This window comes from Phaeodactylibacter xiamenensis (assembly GCF_000759025.1).
GTDB classification, from domain to species: Bacteria; Bacteroidota; Bacteroidia; order Chitinophagales; family Saprospiraceae; genus Phaeodactylibacter; species Phaeodactylibacter xiamenensis.
The window spans coordinates 394,338-415,729 of the sequence record NZ_JPOS01000039.1 but is presented as its reverse complement, the minus strand read 5'-3'; the positions used below and the strand labels follow the sequence as shown (position 1 = coordinate 415,729).

Annotated in this window: 17 protein-coding genes; 5 read left to right on the top strand and 12 right to left on the bottom strand. The window is 53.4% G+C overall.

Annotation, left to right across the window (positions count from 1 at the left end):
• From IX84_RS18090 to IX84_RS18080, 3 genes are all read right to left on the bottom strand, one after another.
• Positions 1-474, bottom strand: a complete 474-nt coding sequence (locus IX84_RS18090) for a TetR/AcrR family transcriptional regulator (protein WP_052516174.1) — start codon at positions 472-474, stop codon at positions 1-3.
• 255 nt (positions 475-729) lie between these two features.
• A complete protein-coding gene (locus tag IX84_RS18085) occupies positions 730-1,140 on the bottom strand; it encodes a hypothetical protein (RefSeq protein WP_044223801.1) in 411 nt (136 codons plus the stop codon).
• Between the two features lie 3 nt (positions 1,141-1,143).
• On the bottom strand, positions 1,144-1,782 hold the full coding sequence (locus IX84_RS18080; protein ID WP_044223799.1) for an LON peptidase substrate-binding domain-containing protein: 639 nt from the start codon (positions 1,780-1,782) through the stop codon (positions 1,144-1,146).
• A gap of 139 nt (positions 1,783-1,921) precedes the next feature.
• Here IX84_RS18080 and IX84_RS18075 point away from each other — a divergent pair, with 139 nt between their 5' ends.
• Both IX84_RS18075 and IX84_RS18070 read left to right on the top strand, forming a co-directional pair.
• Positions 1,922-7,486: an alpha-2-macroglobulin family protein gene (locus tag IX84_RS18075; RefSeq protein ID WP_044223797.1), complete on the top strand. Its 5,565-nt coding sequence runs from the start codon at positions 1,922-1,924 to the stop codon at positions 7,484-7,486.
• 108 nt (positions 7,487-7,594) lie between these two features.
• Positions 7,595-8,728, top strand: coding sequence for a heparan-alpha-glucosaminide N-acetyltransferase domain-containing protein (locus IX84_RS18070; protein WP_316931694.1), 1,134 nt, complete (start codon positions 7,595-7,597; stop codon positions 8,726-8,728).
• Here the strand turns inward: IX84_RS18070 and IX84_RS18065 are convergent.
• The gene (locus tag IX84_RS18065; protein ID WP_044223795.1) at positions 8,719-9,159 is read right to left on the bottom strand and encodes an NUDIX domain-containing protein; all 441 of its coding nucleotides are present in this window, start codon (positions 9,157-9,159) and stop codon (positions 8,719-8,721) included. The two genes, IX84_RS18070 and IX84_RS18065, sit on opposite strands and share 10 nt — an antisense overlap.
• 230 nt (positions 9,160-9,389) lie before the next feature.
• On the opposite strand from IX84_RS18065, the gene IX84_RS18060 reads away from it, so the two are divergent.
• A complete protein-coding gene (locus IX84_RS18060) occupies positions 9,390-10,319 on the top strand; it encodes a hypothetical protein (RefSeq protein ID WP_044223793.1) in 930 nt (309 codons plus the stop codon).
• 211 nt (positions 10,320-10,530) lie between these two features.
• Here the strand turns inward: IX84_RS18060 and IX84_RS18055 are convergent, their stop codons facing one another.
• The 3 genes from IX84_RS18055 to pyrE all read right to left on the bottom strand — a co-directional run bounded on the left by IX84_RS18055 (position 10,531) and on the right by pyrE (position 13,262).
• A complete protein-coding gene (locus tag IX84_RS18055; protein ID WP_044223790.1) occupies positions 10,531-11,379 on the bottom strand; it encodes a UbiA prenyltransferase family protein in 849 nt (282 codons plus the stop codon).
• A gap of 3 nt (positions 11,380-11,382) precedes the next feature.
• A complete protein-coding gene (locus IX84_RS18050; protein WP_044223788.1) occupies positions 11,383-12,462 on the bottom strand; it encodes a M42 family metallopeptidase in 1,080 nt (359 codons plus the stop codon).
• A gap of 173 nt (positions 12,463-12,635) precedes the next feature.
• Positions 12,636-13,262 carry an orotate phosphoribosyltransferase gene (gene pyrE / locus IX84_RS18045; protein WP_044223786.1) on the bottom strand — a complete coding sequence of 209 codons (627 nt, stop codon included), beginning with the start codon at positions 13,260-13,262 and terminating at the stop codon, positions 12,636-12,638.
• Positions 13,263-13,284: 22 nt separating this feature from the next.
• On the opposite strand from pyrE, the gene IX84_RS18040 reads away from it, so the two are divergent.
• Both IX84_RS18040 and IX84_RS18035 read left to right on the top strand, forming a co-directional pair.
• On the top strand, positions 13,285-13,908 hold the full coding sequence (locus IX84_RS18040) for an NUDIX hydrolase (protein ID WP_044223784.1): 624 nt from the start codon (positions 13,285-13,287) through the stop codon (positions 13,906-13,908).
• A gap of 245 nt (positions 13,909-14,153) precedes the next feature.
• Complete coding sequence (locus tag IX84_RS18035; protein WP_044223782.1) at positions 14,154-14,546, top strand: hypothetical protein; 393 nt, start codon at positions 14,154-14,156, stop codon at positions 14,544-14,546.
• On the opposite strand, the gene IX84_RS18030 is transcribed toward IX84_RS18035, so the two are convergent.
• The 5 genes from IX84_RS18030 to pyrR all read right to left on the bottom strand — a co-directional run bounded on the left by IX84_RS18030 (position 14,521) and on the right by pyrR (position 21,317).
• A complete protein-coding gene (locus tag IX84_RS18030) occupies positions 14,521-15,030 on the bottom strand; it encodes a hypothetical protein (protein ID WP_044223780.1) in 510 nt (169 codons plus the stop codon). The genes IX84_RS18035 and IX84_RS18030 overlap by 26 nt on opposite strands.
• The gene (locus IX84_RS18025; protein ID WP_052516168.1) at positions 15,030-16,460 is read right to left on the bottom strand and encodes a TlpA family protein disulfide reductase; all 1,431 of its coding nucleotides are present in this window, start codon (positions 16,458-16,460) and stop codon (positions 15,030-15,032) included. The genes IX84_RS18030 and IX84_RS18025 overlap by 1 nt, the downstream gene beginning before the upstream one ends.
• Before the next feature lie 100 nt (positions 16,461-16,560).
• Positions 16,561-19,575, bottom strand: a complete 3,015-nt coding sequence (locus IX84_RS18020) for a hypothetical protein (RefSeq protein WP_044223777.1) — start codon at positions 19,573-19,575, stop codon at positions 16,561-16,563.
• 208 nt (positions 19,576-19,783) lie between these two features.
• Complete coding sequence (locus IX84_RS18015; RefSeq protein ID WP_044223775.1) at positions 19,784-20,716, bottom strand: aspartate carbamoyltransferase catalytic subunit; 933 nt, start codon at positions 20,714-20,716, stop codon at positions 19,784-19,786.
• A gap of 40 nt (positions 20,717-20,756) precedes the next feature.
• Positions 20,757-21,317 (bottom strand): bifunctional pyr operon transcriptional regulator/uracil phosphoribosyltransferase PyrR, encoded by a 561-nt coding sequence (pyrR, locus tag IX84_RS18010; protein ID WP_044223773.1) that lies wholly within the window; start codon positions 21,315-21,317, stop codon positions 20,757-20,759.
• Between the last annotated feature and the right edge of the window lie 75 nt (positions 21,318-21,392).

Below are 21,392 nucleotides of genomic sequence, written 5' to 3'. Positions count from 1 at the left end.
TCACCGCAACGCCCCCAGCGCCGCTTCCACCGCCCCCAAGAGCGCTTTTTCCTGCCCGGGGATCTTGCCCACCACTTTCACACCATTGTATAAGGTGAAGAAGAGGTTGGCTGTAGCTTCCAAATCCTGATCTGCTGACAACTCGCCGGAAGCTACGCCTTGCTGCAAAAACTGATGGAATACCGCCGTGAAGCCTTCCTTATTCGCCCGGATCACCCCTTCCATAGACCGGTCTTCGGGCAGAAGCTCCGTCGTCACATTGACCACGAAGCAGCCTTTTTGGCCCGCTTCGGATTGCGTTTCTGCTATGGCCATGGCGAATAACTGCCGGAAACCATCGCGTACGCTGTCTTGCTGCTCCAGAAAACGCTGCAGGCCCTGGGCATTGGTCTTTCGATAGAGCTCAAAGGCCTGATCAAACAAGTCCTTTTTGCCCCCAAAGGCGTCGTACAGGCTCGCGCGGTTGATCCCCATCGCGTCTACCAGGTCCTGCGGGTAGTTGGCGTGGATAAAGAAGGAATAGTACTTTGGAACAGGGTGGGCACGAGTGGGAAAGGCTGCTTTTGATAATAGACTTTTTTTCAGTCATCCAGCTCAGGCTAGGTGAGTGAAAAAGCCTGCGCGTGATTGAAAATAGCTCATTTTTCCCACTACACTGACCCGACACATCAAGTCTAATGAAGCGGAAGTTGGCAATGCAGTGAGAAACGATCTAACAACTTCAAAATTTCAAACCCAACTCAACAGCAACAGCGCCCTCAAACTCCAGATAATGGTGCGTATCCAGTTGGTTCGGACCAGGCGGGCGTGGTTTTTCGGATCAAATGCCTGGCTTAGCGCATTGTGCAAGGGCACCTGAATGAAAAAGGTGGAGCCCCAAAGCCCTAACAGCCCTGCTGCATTTACCCACCAAAGCCAGCTATCGGTATGCTGAAACAGCAGGAACAGCCCACTCCCCAGCTCGATCAGCATAGGCGGCGCAGTAACCCAGGAGGTGAAGCGGGTGTGCGCCCGTTCGTAGTCAATAAAACTGGAAGCGCCTACTTTACCCATGAGCGGGTAATGCACAACCTGCACGAACCAGATCAGCCCCAGCATATACAGCGTGAATAAGAGGTGAGTTTTATATGCCCAGTCCATGGGTTAGAATTTGGGCGGCTGAAGGTTCTTAAAATGCCCGTTCATCCGCGCCCGCTCCTGCAGGTTATTCATTTCCCGGACTACCGGCAGCATCTTTTCCAGATGGGCGCGCATGTACTCCTGCCGGGCCAGCTCATTTGGGATGCAGAGGAACTGATACTCCTGCTCAATGGAAAAACCAACGTGGTGGGCCACATCAAACGTTTGCAGCGTTGCCGGGTCTTCCGGGACCGGCTTGTCGATGCTCAGCAGGGCAAACAGTTCGCCAATGAGCTCAATCAGCTGCATGCTTATGGTAATATCGCCCTCTGTACTTGTATACTCCAGCCAGTCTACCTGTGCCCCGGCGTACAGCTTCCCCGGTGCCTGCCTGAAAAACTGTTCGATCCGGAACGGGCGAATGCCTTCGGTCCTGATGTCCAGTTCGCCATTGGGATACCGCTTTTCGACCGCGACCAGCCGCATCTCCGTACCGACCTCCATGACTTTGCCGTTGATATAGGCTGGAATGCCAAATGTGGCCCCACCTTCTTCGCACGCTTTGGCCAGCTGACGGTAGCGGGGCTCAAAAATGTGGAGGTTGAGGGACTCGCCCGGGAAGGCAACCAGTTGCAGCGGAAATAAAGGCAGCATTTCGTTCATGGAATCCGGTCGTTTAGATTTTCCCGTAATAACGCCATTTACCGGCAGGTGTTGAAGGGATTGAATATTTTTTCTTTGGAACGAAAAGCAAAACCTGCTATCTTACGTGAGTTCAATTCAAACCCAAAAACCAGCCACCATGTCCAGGTCTTTTCTTCTCCCATTGGTCGTTTTCATGCATACGCTTGCTATTGTAGCGGTATTATCCTCCTGCGGTTCTAAAGAGCAACGCGCCGCCCCCATGCCGGAGAGCGCCAATGCCTACCTTTACAGCTACACGTCCGGTGTGATTTCCCGGACCAGCCCGGTGCGGGTAAGATTCGCCAGTGCAGTGGCGGCCGAAGAGCAGATCGGGCAGCCGGTCGAAGGGCTCCTGCAGCTTCAGCCCGCTACCAAGGGACAGGCGATTTGGGAAGATGCCCAAACCCTGGTTTTCCAGCCGGAACAGCACCTGGCTTCCGGGACCGCCTACGTGGCTACCGTGCAGCTTGGCGAGTTGTTTTCCAATGTGCCCAGGGACGCCCGGGCCTTCGAATTCGACTTCCGCACCTACGACCTACAGCTTTCCGCAAATATCGGCGGGCTGCGCACACCGGACATCCGTGACCTTTCCAAACAGGAACTTTCCGGCACCGCCCATACAACTGACTTCGGCAGCAGTGAGCTCGTCGAGCAGGCCATCTCCGCCACGCAGAATGGCGAATCCCTGCCGATCCGTTGGGAACACGGCGGGCGTGGAACCGAGCACTACTTCTACGTTGAAAAGATTACCCGCACAGACCAACCGAGTACCGTTGCCGTGGCGCTGGACTATGACGGCTTTGACCAGTCAGGCAGCCAAACCCTGGAATTTGTTGTCCCCGCTCTGGGCGACTTTACCCTGACCAACGTACAGGTCAATCAGGGACAGGAGCTATTCCTGGAATTATTCTTTTCTGACCCCCTCGATGCTTCACAGGACTTCAATGGCCTGGTAACTATTGAAAACTACAGCGGCACCCTCCGCTTCCTGGCGGACGGTAACCGGCTGCGAGTTTATCCTGCCTCTGGTATCACCGGTACCCGCAAGGTCACCGTGAGCAAGGGGCTAAAGAACAGCATGGGGTCGCCCATGAAAAAAGCCGGGCTCTGGGAGGTGGATATTCAGGACGCCAAGCCGCAGGTCCGACTGGCTGGCAATGGCGTGATTTTGCCCAATACGGAAGGCCTGGCTTTCCCGTTTGAAGCCATCAACTTGCATTCGGTGGTGGTCGAGGTCTTCAAGATCTACCACAACAACATCTTACAGTTTTTACAGGACAACACCATTGACGGAGGCTACAATCTCCGGCAGGTAGGCCGTCTGGTCAAACAGGTGGATGTCCCGCTACAGGCCCTCAACGCAGAAGCCAACCTCAATACCTGGTCCCGCTATGCCATCAGCCTGGACGAGCTCGTTCAGTCCGATCCACAGGCCATCTACCAGATCCGTATCGGGTTCCGCCCGGAGCATACCGCCTACACCTGCACGGAAGAGCTGAGCAGCAAGGACGATAATGCTGATCCTAATGACAGCGAATTAGAAAGCATCATGGAAAACTGGTACGGCTTTGCCGGCTATTACGATGGCTTTAGCTGGTCGGACCGGGATGACCCCTGCAAGCCTGCCTATTACAATTCCGACCGGTTTGTGCAGCGCAACGTCATCGCCTCCAATATCGGCCTGCTGGCCAAATCAGCTGATGCGCGCAACTGCATGGTCTACGCCACCGACCTCCGCACCGCAAAGCCATTAAGCAGTGTCAACCTCGAGTTTTACGACTTCCAGCAGCAGCTCATCGGCTCCGGCACTACCGATGGGGACGGGCGTTTTCAGGCAGACCTGCCCCGCGAGCCTTTTGTGGTGGTCGCTAAACAGGGATCAGAGCGCGGCTACCTCCGCCTGCAGGACGGCGATGCCCTATCGCTCAGCAAGTTTGACGTAGAAGGCGCTGTAGCGCAAAAAGGCCTGAAGGGTTTCCTCTACGCCGACCGTGGTGTTTGGCGCCCGGGCGATTCGGTTTACCTTAATTTCGTGCTCGAAGATGCGCTGGGAAAACTTCCGGCAAACTATCCCGTCACCTTCGAACTGCGCGACCCACGCGGGCAAATCCGGGAAACCCGGACGGTCACTAACCGGGTGCCTAAAGTCTACCCCCTGCATTTTGCCACCGCCACAGATGCCTTCACGGGTATCTGGAGGGCTACGGTGAAAGCCGGGGGCGCCACCTTTACGAAAAACCTCCGCATTGAAACGGTCAAGCCCAACCGGATCAAGATCAATTTCGATTTTGGTACGGAACAGCTCAGCGTAGCCAATGCGCCCTTCTCTCCTACTCTTCAGGCCAATTGGCTGCACGGGGCGCCGGCCTCCAATCTGGAAGCACGCATAGAAGCGCAGCTGCAATCCACGAATACCTCCTTTTCCAGCCGGCCGGATTATGAATTTGACGACCCTGCCCGCTCCTTCAGTATGGAGCCGCGTATGGTTTGGGAAGGCAAGCTCAATGAGGAAGGCACGGGTTCGCCCGCTTTCGATTTGGGAGACCAACAGGAACTCCCCGGCCGGCTAACCGCCAACTTCCAAACCCGGGTATTCGAACGCGGTGGCGGGTTCAGCACCGACAATTTCAGCCTGCCCTATGACCCCTACAGCGCCTACGCCGGACTGTCCATCCCCAAAAACAAGTACGGCAGCAAGCGTATCAATAGGAACGAGCGCACCGATATCCCTATGACGGTGGTGGACACCAAAGGCAAACCGGTGGCCAACCGCAAAATCAGCGTGGGGCTCTATCGCGTAGACTGGCGCTGGTGGTGGGACCGCAGCAATGGCAACATCTCCCGTTACAATACGGCTACCCACTATGGTGCCGAAGAAAAAACCACCCTCACCACCGGCTCCGATGGCAAAGTATCCTGGCCCGTGACGGTCAGAGACTGGGGGCGCTATATGGTCCGGGTTTGCGATACGGAAACCGGGCACTGTTCCGGTGACTTTTTCTACGCTGGCAGCCCCTGGTACGGCGATCAGGAAGGTAACCGGGAAGCTGCCGCTATGCTCCCCTTCACGGCCGACAAGGAGCGGTATGATGTTGGAGAGCAAGTGACGCTGCGCCTGCCCGAAGCCCGTGCCGGAAGAATCCTGGTCAGCCTGGAAACCGGCAGTGAAGTGTTGCGGTCTTTCTGGGTAGACGCCAAACCGGGCGAAAACACCATCACTTTCGAAGCTACGCCCGACATGGCCCCTACCGCCTACGCCCACATGACGCTGCTGCAGCCTCATGGCAAAGTGGAAAACGACTTGCCCATCCGGCTTTACGGGGTCATTCCGGTCAATGTGGAAGACCCGGCCACCCATCTTAAACCGGAAATAATAGTCGCCGAAGAGCTCCGCCCGAAACAGGACTTTACGGTGAAGGTCAGCGAAAAATCCGGCCGCCCCATGGCCTACACCCTGGCGGTGGTAGACGAAGGGCTGCTCGGGCTGACCCGCTTCGAAACCCCAGACCCGTGGAAGCATTTCTACGCGAGGGAAGCGCTCGGTGTGCGCACTTGGGACCTTTACGACGAAGTATTGGGCGCTCAAAGCGGGCAACTGGACCGGATGTTGAGCATTGGCGGGGACGCTGCCGCAAAAGTACAGGCGGCGAAGAAGGCCAATCGCTTTGAACCCGTGGCCATGCACCTCGGGCCTTTCTACCTCGAAAAAGGGAAAACCGTATCCCATACCCTGCAGATGCCCAACTATGTGGGAGCAGTGCGGGTCATGGTCGTTGCTGCCGAACAGCAAGCCTACGGACACGCTGACAAATCTGTCCCCGTCCGACAGCCGCTGATGGTCCTCGGCACCCTGCCCAGGGTACTCGGCCCGGGCGAATCCCTGCAACTCCCGGTCAATGTATTTGCCATGAAGGACGGTATACGGGATGTCAAAGTCACGGTGAAGTCGCCCGGCAATCTGATTGAACTGCCGGAGCCTTCCCAGCGCATCCAATTCCAGCGGACGGGCGATCAGCTGGTTAATTTCCCGGTACGGGTCGCCGAGCGCATCGGTATAGCGAAGTTTACGATCACAGCGGAAGGCGGCGGCCACAAAGCCACCCAGGAAATCGAAATCGAGGTCCGAAACCCTAATCCGGTGGTAACGGATGTGGATGAAAAATCCCTTGACCCCGGACGAACGCATACCTATAATTTTGAAAGCCCGGGCATGCCTGGCACCAATGAGGTGGTACTGGAAGTCAGCAATCTCCCGCCAATCGATCTGGAGCGGCGGCTCAATTACCTGATCCGCTACCCCTACGGCTGCCTGGAACAAACCCTCTCCGGCGGCTTCCCTCAGCTCTATGTCAATGACCTGCTCAACGTGGAGGAGGACCAACGCCAGCAAACCACCAAAAACATCAAAGCCACCATCAACCGGCTGGGCTTATTCCAGCTGGGCAATGGGGGCATGGCCTACTGGCCTGGCGGCAGCACCGCCAGCACCTGGTCCACTACCTACGCCGGGCATTTTCTGCTCGAAGCCAAAGCGCAGGGGTACTTTGTGCCGCCCACTATGCTTGACCAATGGATACGCTATCAGCAGGAGACCGCACGGCTGTGGTCCGGTGATGCAGCCGCGTACGGGATGTATTACGCTGGCAATCAGGCACTGGACCAGGCTTACCGGCTCTATACCCTGGCTTTAGCCAAGGCGCCTGACCTGGCCGCCATGAACCGCCTGCGCTCCAATGACAACCTGAATACCGCTGCGAAATGGCGCCTCGCTGCCGCCTATGCGCTTACCGGCAAAATGGATATGGCCCGGCAGATGGTGCGCAGCACAGACCGCAATATTGGAGCCTACCAGGAGATGGGTTCGACTTTCGGATCAAGGCTGAGAGACCAGGCCATGATCCTGGAAACCCTTGTGCTGATGGAACAAACAGATGAGGCGGCTGAAATCCTGCGGGATATCGCCAGCGAACTCAGCAGCCTGGACTGGCTCAACACCCAGGAAACTGCCTACAGCCTCCTGGCTATCGGCAAATTCGTCAAAGCCAATGGCACCGAAGCACAACAGCCCATCGCCTTCGAGTACACCACCGATGGACAGACCACGGCTGCCGGGTCAGACCACCCGGTAATGCTTATCCAACTATCGGAGGACAGCAAACAGGTTACGGTCAGGAATACCGGCAAGGGCCTCCTTTTCACCCGGGTGATCCGGAGCGGGCAGCCCCTGACCGGCGAGGAGACCGCCCTGAACAGCAAGCTGCAAATGGATATTGCTTATAAAAATATGGCAGGCGAGCCCATCAGCCCGGCGAATCTGCCGCAGGGCGCCGATTTCATTGCCGAAGTCACCCTTACGCACCCCGCCAACCAGAAATACCGGATCTACGAAGAGCTGGCCCTGGAACAGATTTTCCCTTCAGGGTGGGAAATCAGGAACACCCGCATGTCCGGTTTCTCCGGTGAGGCGGATACGCCGGAATACCAGGATATCCGGGATGACCGGGTACACAGCTTTTTTGACCTGGGCTGGAAGAAAACCAAGACCTTCCGGGTACAGCTGAATGCAGCCTATCAGGGGCGGTTTTACCTGCCGGCCACCCGGTGTGCGGCCATGTATAAAGCGGATATTGAAGCCCGGACAGCGGGCCAATGGGTGGAAGTGGGACTGCCGGGCGCGATTTAGATTTCGGAGAATCATTTTAAGCCGGATCAAAAAAAGTTCAGGTGGCAGGAAACGTTTTGGGGGGGCGGTATCGTTATGGTGTTTTAACACTTTTTAACAACTACTGCCATCGAAAGCCTCAACCGCCGCCTGACCTTTATCGACCTATTGCGGGCCTATGCCATCCTAATGATGCTGCAGGGGCATTTTACGGATACGTTACTGGGGGATGCCTTCCGCGACCCTGACAATCTGCTGTTTTCCACCTGGAAGTACCTGAGGGGCATGACGGCTCCATTGTTCTTTTTTGCCAGCGGCTTGATTTTCACGTTTTTGCTGCTCCGGGACGGGCGCCCGCTGTCTGCCAACAAGCGCGTTCACAAAGGCCTGCGCCGCGGATTGCAGCTCATTGTTATTGGCTATGCACTCCGGCTTTGCTTTCCACAACTGCTGAGTGGCTATATTTCGCCCAACCTGTTCCGGGTGGATGTACTGCATTGTATAGGGCTGGCACTAATTGGTCTTGTGGCAATATACGCGGTAAGCCGTTGGAGCCGTCTACCTTACGCCCTACTGCTGGCAGCTGCCGGCGGAATGGCTTTTTTCTTCTACTTTGAAGTGCGGGACGGACAATACGCCTCCTTTCCGGTTGTCCTCCAAAACTACCTCATCAGGGACCATGGGTCTGTTTTTACGCCGGTACCCTGGATAGGCTACACTTTTTTGGGTGGCACCCTGGGCACGCTGTTGCACTACAGGCCGGGCTGGGCCTTTAGCCATGTTCTCCCTGCTGTCCTGATTGCCCTGGGTGTGCTGATGGACCAGTATTCCTCAAACTGGCTAATGAGCCTTTATCATGGGACCGGGGTACAGACCTTTAAAGACCATGCTTATTTCAACTTCCTATTGATAAGACTGGGGCATGTCCTCGTTGTTGTCTCGCTGTTCATGTGGCTTGCTCAGGCCTGGCGGAATATACCCCCACTCCTGCTGAAAATCGGAAGCGAGACCTTAGCTATTTACGAGGTGCACTACATCCTCTTGTACAGTACCTGGTTTGGCATTGGGCTCTCCGCGCTGTGGGCGCATTCCCTCACGCCTGTGCAGACGTTTATTGGTGCGCTAACCTTTTTGGCTTTTTTCGTTGTCCTCATCGCCTACATCGACCGCATCCGGGCCATTTGGCGCTCCAAGTCCCGCTGGGCCATGCGCCTTTCACGGGTAGCGATCCGGCGGCGCTACCACCGCTGGGCTTACCGTTGAGCCTGCACCACTGCCCACCGGTACATATCGTGGTAAAGCAGCGGCAGGGCCTCAGCTACCGGCAACCATAATAAGGTGTGGTCCGCTTCTGTCTTTTGGGTCGGATCCTGTCCGGTGATCACCACATGATAAAAATGCCCAATTTTCTCATAATACCGGGATTCAATCTCATCCAGGAAAAACTCCCTGGCTAACCCAATTGGTGCCTTTACTGAAGCCTGTAATCCTGTTTCCTCCAGCACTTCCCGAATAAGGGCTTCTTCTTTTTTCTCTCCGGCTTCAATGCCGCCCCCCGCCAGGAAGTAACGGCCATCATCTGTGCGCACCAGGCCCAGTTCCTGCATTTCGTTAAAAAATACCGCGTAGGCACCCGGACGGGTAATATAAGCCGCATCCACAGGCGGCGTTCCGAAAGTCAGTAAAGCAGACATTGATTACAGATTGTTGGAAGAGGGTAATCCTGAAAGGGGCAAAAAGGTTCCTGATCGTATATTTTTTTTGGGTATTTAATTTTTGGCATACCTTTTGCAGAGAAGTAAGTGTAACACAAAATCGTCCCCCCGATGATAAGAGCCTGCTGAACCGCTCCCTTTGCTGTAACCCGGTGAAGGTCAACTATTCAGGCTCGTAGTTTTCATGAAACGCTTAAAGAAAAGAACAAATGTTTGCCAAAATCAACTTCATCACACTTGTACTAACCTTGATGACTACGCTGGGGGCCACTCAAGACGCTGAGTTCGCGCTCGATGTAGAATTCCGGAACCACCTTATTTACACCCAGATCCCATCGGCAGGCGGGACGCTTAGCTTCCTGGTCAACACTACAGGCGGCGCTTTCGTCGCAGAGTCTGCTATGCAGGAACACGCTTTACCAGGAATAGTAGACGATAGCGGCAACGCCTTCGTCGCCATCAATGAAGTCCTCGAACTGGGTGCCCTTCCAACATTAAACCGAAATTCAGCTCTGGTCCTGCCGGATGCGCAAACCAACCTGGGCAAAGATGTGCACGGCTCACTGGGGCAGTCCTGGTTCGGGCAATACTGCTGGACCTTCGACTTCCGGTCAGAAGAACTCCTTTGCCATTCGCCGGCCTTATCGCCCCTCGAACCTAATATCGTACCGGTCACTTTCAAGGAAAGTGCAAGTGGCAACCGGATTTCCAGCCTGCCCCGTATCTTCATTGAGGTAGATGGAGAGCAGATTCCCGTATTGATTGACTCGGGCGCAAAAATGCTGCCCTCAAAAGCTGCTGCGAGCGCGTTGGGAGAAACCGGTGCAGAGCCTGTCGCTACCTCCTTTATCGTGGAATCGCTCTTTGAGCAATGGCACCAACTGCATCCAGACTGGAAGATGGTGGAACAGGCCGATGCAGAACTGGGCAACGTACGGATGATTGAGGTACCTCAGATCGTTATTGCAGGACAGAAAGCGGGGCCGGTTTGGTTCTGCTCCCGCCCGGATGCCAACTACACCCAATACTATTCGCGTTTAGCGGGTGGCCAGGTGGAAGGTGCTATTGGCGGTAACGCCCTGCAGTTTTTCCGGATGACCATCGACTATCCCAATAAACTGGCCCGGTTCGATCAGTAAGGGCAAGCAAAAAATCTTTGAAACACTATACCTTTTTGGTGCTGCCACAGCACTGACTATCTACCTGCCAAACCTACAACTACATCAAAATCACACTTTTTATCCTGCCCGGATTGCTCCATCGGAGTGGTCCGGGCAGGATTTTCCAGGCAGTAGCGGGCATTCAATTTTAGAGCGGATGCAACCCAAAGTGCAAAATCCAATCATAGTCTTACAGCAAGGCAACAAGCAGAAACTGCAAGACCATCATACCATCCACCAACCCGGTAAAAAAGTAGTCGTGCCGGTTGCGGTCAGAAAGGAAAATCAGCAAACCGGACAGACAAGCGGAAACCACGATAGCGACTAAATCATTGAGGGTATATACATCCCAATAGTAATTGAGAGCTGCCAGCAGCAGCATTAGTCCCAGGCTCAACCCGCCCAGCCGCTGACTACTGCGCACGCCGAGGGCAGCCGGTAGGGTTTTGACCTTATTAAAGGCATCAATGTCCAGATCCCTGATGTCGAAGGGGATAGTAATAGCGAATACAAAAAATGCCCGCTCCAGCAGCATCACATACATCGGGGTGCTCCAGGCCATACCGAGCTCCAGGGCAACCAGAAAAACAGTAATCCAGCTCCAGGTAATCGCAATGAGGAAAATCTTTACATAATGCAGGTCGCGCAGCCGGTAGCCTTTCCAAACTGGCAATACATAAAGCAGGGCCAGAAAACAGGGAGCCGTTAGCCCGGCAATCAACGCCCGGGGCATTTGCAACAGGAACAACCCGGCACAAAGCCCCGCCATCCCGGCATAAAATACGATGTGGTTTCTAAACCGGGCAATGACCGCATAACGCCCGGAATCGGTAAAGGGCTTTGACTTTCGCAACCCGATAATCCGGTGGACCGCATACAGGAAAAGAGTGGCAAAAAAGATAAAACCAAGCAATGCCGTAGGCTCACCCGTACCCAGAAGCAGGAGTTGTGACTGCGCAGCCATGCCTACAGCAGCCAGCGCAATCCAGAAGTTGCTGTACAGAAGAAGATCCAGCAGGGCAATGAGCAGGGCTCGCAATCTTTAGAAGTACTTGAAGTTATGATTCTTTTCGATGCGTTGCAGTACCTCGTAAATGAGGCGGATCACCGCGTCCACATCGTCCTTATGCGACATCTCCACCGTGGTATGCATGTAGCGCAGAGGCAGTGAGATCAAAGCACTGGGCACGCCGCCGTTGGAGTAGGCAAATGCATCGGTATCTGTTCCGGTACGCCGGGAGGCCGCCTCTCGCTGTATCGGTATTTCTTTGGCTTCAGCCGTCTCAATGATGAGGTTGAGCAGCTTATTGTGAACCGCCGGTGCGTAAGTAACGGAAGGCCCTTTCCCTGACTTCACATCCCCGAGCTTTTTACTGCTCACAAGTGGGGTATGCGTATCGTGGGTCACATCCGTAACGATGGCAACATCCGGCTTAATGGTTTGCGTAATCATTTCTGCCCCACGCAGACCGACTTCTTCCTGTACGGAATTGACAACATACAGGCTGTACGGCAGTTTCACGTTGTTTTCCTTAATCAGGCGCGCCACTTCAGCGATACAAAAGCCGCCCATACGATTGTCCAGTGCCCGGCCCACATAGTACCGGTCGTTGAGGATTTCCATTTCATCCTCGTAGGTAATGACGCAGCCTACGTGTATGCCCATTTCCAGCACTTCCTCCTTATTCTCCGCACCGACATCAATGAAAATATTACTGATTTTCGGTGCCAGTTTGGCGTCTTCACCATGACGGGTATGAATGGCCGGCCAGCCGAAAACACCTCGTACGATACCTTTTTTGGTATGGATATTGACCCGTTTGGAGGGGGCGATCATATGGTCAGACCCACCGTTGCGAATCACATTGATAAAGCCATCGTCCGAAATATGGTGAACGAACCAGGAAATCTCATCGGCATGCCCTTCGATCACGACTTTGTAGTCCTGTCCGGGGTTAATAACGCCATAGACGGTACCGTAGTTATCTAACTGCCATTCGTCAATGAAAGGCTTAATATATTCCAGCCACAGCTGCTGCCCCGGGGCTTCAAAACCGGTAGGCGAAGCATTATTGAGGTAAGCTTTCAGGAATGCTTCGGATTTGGATGTAATTACGGACATGTGAAGTATTTATTGATGAGCGGTTTTTGGATAACGCTTGACCAGCTAATATAGAGATTGCCCCCAAAATAATGATAGCTAAGGCATAAATAATTAGCATTGTTAGCGGACCTTTAACCATTGACGAGAGCAAAAGCCTGAAAAGCAAGCTCGGTCAATGACGGTACAGCCTATTATTTCCCCCAGGTTTCCGGGGATTTTCGCCAGTCTTCGAGGGTGTCCATCTCTTCCGGTGCAATGTACTCTGCCTCAGCCGCAGCTTTTAGTAAGGCATCATAGGTGGAAAGCGTTGCAAAGGAGGTCCCGGCAGCTTCAAAAGCAGTGCGGGCTTTGTCAAAGCCATAGCTAAAAATGGCCATTACGCCAACAACATCAGCATTCGCCTCCCGCAACGCCTCAACGGCCTTAAGCGCGCTTCCTCCGGTGCTGATCAGGTCTTCAATAACCAGGACCCGCGCACCTTCCGGCAAAACACCTTCAATTTGATTCTGTCGGCCATGGGATTTAGCCTTTGACCGCACATAAACAAAAGGCAGCCCCAGTTCTTCGGCCAGCAGCGCCCCGTGCGGAATACCTGCGGTAGCTACGCCGGCTACTACATTGAATGGCTGAAAAATCGCCGATGCCTGCGCAAACCCTTTGATGATAAATCGCCGTACCTCAGGAAAGGAGAGCGCTGTGCGGTTGTCGCAGTAAATCGGTGACTGCATGCCGCTGGCCCAGGTAAAAGGCTTTTGCGGACTCAACTTAATTGCATTTATTTGCAAAAGCCTGTGGGCTACTTCAGCTGCTAAATCCATATCGCGAATTAATTTTCGGCAAATGTACAAAATCTATGTTAACGGCAGGCCCATGGTCCTCGCCACTCTTCCCGAACAAGGTTTTCAGCCTTCCAGCAATCCGGATGACTTCATCACCATTTACACCGGCAACCCTAAAGGCCTGCTGGGCTATGTGGACATGCTGGAAAAAAACAGTGATTTCAGGCAAGTCACTATTTACGGTAAGGACGGAGAACGCCTGTTCCGGGAGTTCTGTACCCAGTTTAAAATCCTGGAAGCAGCAGGCGGCCTGGTGTTCAACACAGAAGGGCAGGCGCTGTTCATCTACCGTCTTGATACCTGGGATTTACCGAAGGGGAAAATTGATCCCGGCGAAACCCCGGAAATGGCTGCGGTAAGGGAAGTACAGGAGGAAACCGGGCTGACAGAGGTACAACTGGGAGCGTTTCTCCAAATGACTTATCATACCTACCGGCATTTGAAAAAAGGGCGTATCCTGAAGCCTACTTACTGGTACCGGATGACTACCCCGGAAACACAGTTAACACCTCAGGCTGAAGAAAGCATCGAAAAGGCCGAGTGGAAGTCCGTCCCTGATTTTCTCGAAAGCGATTTGCCGGTCTACCCAAATATCCGGCTGGTGCTTGAACAGGCCGTTAAATAAGGGCACTCACAAAGTCTTAACATTTCCTTAACGGAAAATTTATCCAAAGTCACGCAACAAAAACCGGGCTGCAGCGCTACAAATGAAGGCGAAAAGCCCGATCCAGTCCAGAAAATTTCAGATATCCCTAATACCCGACACTTTTTAACCGTGTGGTCCAAGAATTAGACTTCTTTGTACCGCAGGCTTTTTATATTTTTGTCCAGCCTTTGATCCCCATGGCGTACCTAATTAAAAAACACACTATGCTTAAAAAGCTAAGTTTCCTGCTCGCACTGTTCCTAACAGGCAGCTTGTCTGTAGTGGTTGCTCAAACCGCTAACCTCCAGACTTCAACCCTTCCCGAACCGGAAAATATGACCGTCAGCAGCAGCCTCCTGAATATGGATACGGAAAGCTGGTCGCTCTATTCCGATGAGGAGAACAACCTCTACTATGTGGATTTCGCTACCCTTAGCGTAAACTTGAACGATATCGTCGTGACCCGGGATGACGGCGAGGTGGTACTGCGGGAGCAGGTCTTCGACTTGCCGGTAGATACCATATACGAGATTGACTTCAACCAATACGGTGGAGGCAATTATACCATAGAGCTGCGCTCTTTTACCGATGTTATCCGGCGGAAGGTGTCGATTTAGCACCTTCTTTCCATTCTTTTACTGCGCTGCGTAATGCCCTGAGGATGTCCTCGACCGGATAATCCTCTTCAGATAGTGCATGGGTTTTGCCATCTTTCTCGATGATCGCAAGGATACGGGTGCTTTTCTGGCTAAGGTTTGAGAAAGGGCTGTTCTGCTGATCCAGCATGATCTTAGCATTGCCCAAATCTTCAAAAGCCACCTTACCGTAGGAGGTTACCACGGCATTTGAATAAATCAGCACGGGCTGCAGCCGGTTGGTCCGCATCCAGGTAAAGAAAGCGGTACTTGCACCGATCAGAAACATAAAGAACAAAAGCATCGCGATTAGCATACGCTGATTGTGCTGCCCGCGGGGAGCGGGCTTTCTCAGCAACAAGACGGTCCCCGCAAGCCCTGCGAATGTTGCGAGCAAAGCCAGTATAAGGGTAACATTTGAGGCGGCGCCTGCCGCCTCAAATGTTTTCAGTAAAGTAGTCTCCATTATTTATTCGGATTAGCGTCCTCTTGCTCCCGCATTTCGATGATGCGGTCCATCACTTCCTCCAACTGCTCTGCCCCAATCCGCTTGGAAAGGATTTCCTTGTTACGGTCCAGTACGTAGAGCTGCGGGGTCGACTTAATGTTATAGACTTTCATATAGCGGCTACGGTGATAAGGGTCTACCAGGTGCATCCAATCCCCGATTTCATTCTCATCAATATAGTCCCAGCAACCTTCGATCTCATCGGTAAACTTGGTACAAACGGATACCAGCTTTACGCCTTTGTCTTTATACTTTTCGTAAAATTCTTTCATGTGCGGAGTCGACTTCTTACAGTGCCCGCAGTCATAACGCCAGAAGTACAGAATGGTATACTCCGATTCAATTTCATGCAACGACCTGGGCTCCCCCTCTTTGGTCTGCAGCTGAATATCAGGCGCAATTTTGCCAATCAGCAGTGGTTTGAGGGTTTTAGCGTTGTCGATGATTTTCTCGAGTTGTTCTTCATCGGTCCAGGAGGCCTGCCCGGTTGCATAGTACTTGTCGACCAGGTAAACGTAGGCGGCATCCATGCCCACCATTTTGGACTTGGCAGCTTCATTGAGGAAGTGGATGAGGTAGTATTTGAAGCTCTCCTCAGCCGGGCGCATTTGCTCCAGCACATACTCAACGGCTCGGGCGACGGTATCCGGATGCTGTACCTGTAGCTTATTCACATAGTGGTCCACCCGCTGAAACAGAAATGGCGTACGCAGCATACGGGGATCGGCCAGGTCAATATTGTCGAAATAGTGCTTTTGGGAATAGCGCCACCGCTTGCGTTGTACTTCCTCCTCTGTACCTTCAAATTCGGGCATTTCCAGGGGCAGGTTAGCATTGATGATTGCTGCGGTCAGGGTATTCGGATGTTTGGCAATCAGAGTCTCCTGATAATTTTTCACCTTTTCGTCCAGTTTTGCACGTTTGGCTTCCAGGCGTTCCTTTTCCTTATCTGAAGAGGCGGCTTCCATTGCTTTCCCGATTTCTTCCGCAGCCGGTTTTTGCTCGTCCAGGAAGTTCATATAGGAATAGAAAAGCTGATTGTCTGGTGCCTGCTCCAGTTTCATATCCTCAGATGGTGCATCTTTGCTTGTCCGGAAAGCAAACTGTTGCTCGTCTTCGGTAATCAGGATTTGAAAGAAGTTGTTGTCGGGTGCCATGACCACCAGATAAACACCAGGCTCCAGCGGCTCATCATCTTCAAAGAGGAACTTACCGCCTTTCATCTGCGCAGTATCCACGAGGTACTGCTTGTTGCCATAGTAATAACCGAGGTAGAGCTCTTCTTCCTCATAACCATCAATTTCAGCCTTGATAGCATAGCCGCTCTGGGCATTTAATGAACAAACCGCCACAAGGGCAAGAGAAAAGACCAATAGCAATGATCGCATATCGAAAGATTGATTTATTATACAGGTTCAAAAAGAAACACCCCAAATATCACGATTTGCGGGGTGTTCTCTTTAAAAATACAGCACCTTAACGAATTGTTTAATTTTCACCCTCCGCTTTTAGTGCTTTCAGACGGGCTTCGGCCGCTTTGATTTCTGCCCGGAGGTCTTCCAGCTGCTTTTCTGCCGCTTTGCGCTCCTGCTGCGCAGCCATTGCCCGCTCGCGTTCTGCCTGAACTTTGGCTTCGATTTCCGCTTTGGTGGCGGCAAAATCCTGCTGTAGGTCCCGGATTTTCTCTGCATTCGCCGCTTTGACGGCCGTCACCTGCTCCACGGCATTCTGCTTGGCGGTGTAGATGGCATCAGAAGCTTCCTTTTTCGCCTGATTGATTTCAGCCAGCGACTGTTCGCGGGCAGCTTCAGTATTGGCCAGATACTCCGCCCGTTTAGCAGCAGATTCTTCCCGGGCTTTGGCAACCGCCGCTTGTTCTTCTTCCCGTACTGTTGCAATCCGCTGCCGGGCAGCTTGCTCCGATTCAGCTACCTGAGCCCGAAGCTCTTCCTGCCGGCTTTGAGTTTCAGCACGTGCCTGAGCGATGGCTTCAGAGGCTTCCCGCTGCGCGGTAGCGACTTCGCTGGCAGCTTTTTCACGGGCTTCGGCAATGGCATCTGCGGACTCTTCCCGTGCCTTGAGGACTTGCAAGGTCAGACGCTCCTGCTCGGCACTGGCGCGTTCGCGGGCAGCCTTGATGGCTTCAGCGGCCTCCTTATTGGCGGTGGACTGTTCGGCAGCCGCGCGCTCTTTGGCTGCAGCCACTTCAGCAGCAAGGCGCTCCCGTTCGGCTGCGCTGCGCTCCCGGGCTTCCCGCACCGCCGTAGCTTCTTCTTTTTGGATCACCGCCAGCTGCTCGGCTGACTTTCGCTTAGCTTCTGCAATCTGATTAGCAGCCTCCTGTTGGGCAAGTTCAGCTTTTTCTTTAGCGGTGCCAATCTCCTGAGCCGTGCGTTCCTGAAGGGCGAGCAGTTCGGCCTCGGCTTTTTGCCGGGCGGAGACGATTTCTTCAGCCGACATATTCTTTACTTCCTCCTCTCTGGAGCGGGCAGCAGCAACCGCTGCAGCAGCCTCTTCCTGAATCTTTTGGATGCGGGTTTCGGCAGCTTTTTGTGCAGCAGCCACCTCCTCTGCATACGTTGTTGAAGCCTGATCGGCATTGGCTGTAGCCTCTGCTACCTTCTGAGCGGCTGTTTCGCGGGCTTTTTGAATTTCAGCTTCCGCTCTTTCCTTGGCGGCTTTCACATCGGCAGCGGCGGCTTCCTGTACCTCTTTTTTACGGGCTTCAGCGGCAGCGATAGCCTCTTTAAGCGCTTCCTGTATGCGTGTCTTTTCGGCAGCAGCCCGCTCCCGTGCACCGGTCACCTCCTCTGCAATTGCCGACTTCTCGGCAGCAGCTTTCTGTTGGGCTTCTGCGACCTTTGCCGCTTCCTGTTCTGATATCTCCTTAATAGTCATGGCAGCTTTCTCCCGGGAAGCCGCTACCTCTGCTGCAGATGCTGCCTTAGCCGATTCCACTTCCTGGCCTGCCTTTTGCTTCTCCATGACAACCTGTTCCTGGATCGAACTCAGCTCTTCCGATGCCCGGCGCCGCGCTTCAGCCACCTCCCGTGCGGTCGCTTCCTTCTCGCGGGCGGCATTTTCCTTAATATCAGCCAGTTCAGAAGCTGCATTCTCCTGCACCAGGGCTTTTTCTTCGGCGGCCCGGCGGCGGGACTCGGCCAGCTCAAAAGCCAGCTTTTCCTTTTCCAAAACCGCATTTTCCCGGATCTGGGCGATTTCCTCTGCCTTCTCTTCCTGAATTTTCAGGATTTGCTGAGCGGCTGTTTCTTTGGTGCCCACTACTTCCTCAAGAGTGCGGCCCCTTTCCTCCTTCGCTTCTTCCCGGGCTTTGGTGATCATGGCAGCTGTTTCTTCCCGGATGCGCTTTAATTCGGCAGCGGAGTTTTCCCTTGCCACAGATATTTCATCCGCATACTCCAATTTGGCCAGTTCCAGCTTGTCCTGCACCTTCTTGATCTCAGCTGCCGCTTTGTCCCGGATGGCAGCTACCTCCCTGGCCGATTCCAGCTCAGCCTGCTGAATCGCTTCACTGGCTTTGCGGCGGGCTTCCTGTACATCGAGAGCTATTTTTTCCAATTCTGTGCCTGCTTTATCCCGGGCAGCCTTCACTTCATCGGCAATCTGAGTACGAGAGGCTTCTATCTCCTTATTGGCAGCTTCGCGGGCAGCCACCACCTCATCGGCATACTTTTTCTTTTGCTCGGCAGCCTGCTCACGGGCCAGGTTCACTTCTTCCTGTAAACGGGACTTGATGCCTTCTGCTCTTTCTTTCTCGGCCTGAATTTCGGCTTTGAGGCGGGCTTTCGTATCGGCCAGCTCTTTTCTCAGGTCCGCTATCTCCTGATTGTCAGCAGCCGGGGCCTGTGGCTTACCCGTAGTTGAAGCTGAGGCAGGCGGAGGTGTTCCGATGGAGGTCGTCGCAGCAGTAGGTTGGGATGCAGAAGGGTTAACGACGATCACATTATCCAGTGTATTATCATTGACTTTGTCTACTTTAAGGCGTTCCTTAAAGCAGGCCAGCATCGTCTTGAACTCCGTTTGCCGGCTGCCGTTGATGGTAAATTTCCGAATCTGGTTGCTTACATTATTTTTAGTGTACATGACTTCCACGTCTGTCTCCAGCATCCAGTCAATGGCCGCGAGGTCCATCTGCAGTACATTTTGGTAAACCGGCGTACCTGACTCACGGACCATTTCCCCCATTTCGATGAACCGGTAAAATCGTCGCTCCCCACTCTTGTTGAGGAAGATGATTTCATCATCCTGATTGAATTCCACCCCTGCTTTAGAATACATTTTGGCCGTAATGCCCTGCCGCCCGCTGTGCAGCTCCAGGCTATAGGTATAGTTACCACGGACCACCAGAGTCTGATTGGTCGTTTTCAGCACATGGATATCGTTAAGGATACGATCATCCGTGATCAGGCTTTCGCACTGTGCCTGCAAAGTGGATGGGGCAAAAAGAGATAAGATAAGGAAGGCAAGAAGAGCATACCTCATAGCAATTCAGAGTTTTGTCCTGTGTAAGATAACCTTTTTCGATACACCTTAAAAAATAAACCAGTGATTACCTGACGGTATAGCCAAATATTTTTTGGGAGTTGCCAGTGCGTGGTTTATCAAAAGGAATACGTTGGTTTAAAGATCAGAGTACCAACGTCTCTGCCGGAATAATAATTGTTTAGCTATTCCTGCTGAGAGAAACAGGCTACCGCCCAGCCGCTAGCAGATAGAGCACTGCCATCCGGACGGCCACGCCATTTTCTACCTGTTGGAGGATGATGGAGTGGTCGGAGTCAGCCACATCGCTGGAAATCTCCACGCCCCGGTTGATAGGACCGGGGTGCATGATGACGATTGGCTTGTCGAGGCTGTCCAAAAGCGTTTTATTGATCCCAAAGTACTGACTGTACTCGCGCAGGGAAGGGAAGTATTTGATGTCCTGCCGCTCCAGCTGTATGCGGAGCACGTTGGCGATATCGCACCACTTCAGGGAATCCCAAACGTCATGCGATACCTCGACCCCGAGGCTTTGAATATGCTTGGGGATAAGCGTGGGCGGGCCGCACACCCTTACTTTTGCGCCCAGCTTGGTCAGGCAGTAGATATTGCTCAGCGCAACGCGGGAATGGAGGATATCTCCGAAAATCACCACCCGCTTGCCGGCCAGGTCCCCCACCTGCTCCTGCATGGAAAAGGCATCGAGCAGTGCCTGTGTGGGATGCTCGTGGGTGCCGTCTCCGGCGTTGATGATATTGGCATCAATGTGCTGAGCGAGGAAGTGGTGTGCTCCGGGAGCCGGATGGCGCATCACGACCATATCGACCTTCATGGCCAGGATGTTATTCACCGTATCCAGCAGGGTCTCCCCTTTCTTCACAGAAGAGGAAGAGGCGGAGAAGTTGACCACATCGGCTGACAGGCGCTTTTCAGCCAGTTCGAAAGAAATGCGGGTGCGGGTGGAGTTCTCAAAGAAAAGATTCGCAACGGTAACATCTCGCAGGGAAGGTACCTTCTTAATCGGCCGGTTAATGACTTCCTTGAAACTTTCAGCAGTTTCGAAAATCAGCCGGATATCCTCTGCTGTGAGGTATTTGATCCCCAACACATGCTTGGTGCTCAGTTGCTGTACCGTAGCCATTCGATATAATTAAGTGCCGTTTGGCAATTTGTCTGTTGACCTATTCTTCTGCCTCGCTCTTATCAGCAAAAATCAAAACGCGATCTTCGTTGCTCTGCTCTTTCCATTCCACACGGACGAACGCCTTGTCCACAGCATCTACCGTCATGCCAATATAGTCTCCCTGAATAGGCAAATGCCGGTTGAAGCGGCGGTCGACGAGAGCCAGCAATTCCACCTTCTTTGGCCGGCCGTAGTGGTTGAGCGCCGTCAGTGCGGCCTGTACGGTCCGCCCGGTATAGAGCACATCATCCACCAAAATAACTTTTTTGCCTTCCACGAGGAAATCCAGCTCAGTGGGGCTGGCAGAAAGCGGCTTAGCCCGGGTACGGAAATCATCCCGGTAGAACGTGATATCCAGCTTGCCATACTCCACTGCAGGTCCACCGAGCAGATCTTCCAGCCTTTGGTGCAAGCGGTCCCCCAGAAATACGCCACGGGGCTGAATCCCAATGAGGCAGGTATCCTCAAAGGCACCATGCTGCTCAATCAGTTGCTGACAGAGCCGCTCAATGGTCAGCGCAAAGCGCTTTTGACCTGCTATGACGCGTCCTTTTTCCATGCAAAAGCAAATATAGCGGTTCCCGGCCGGATTGCAACAATCTCATTTACGGAATACCTTAGCAGTGGGGCAAAA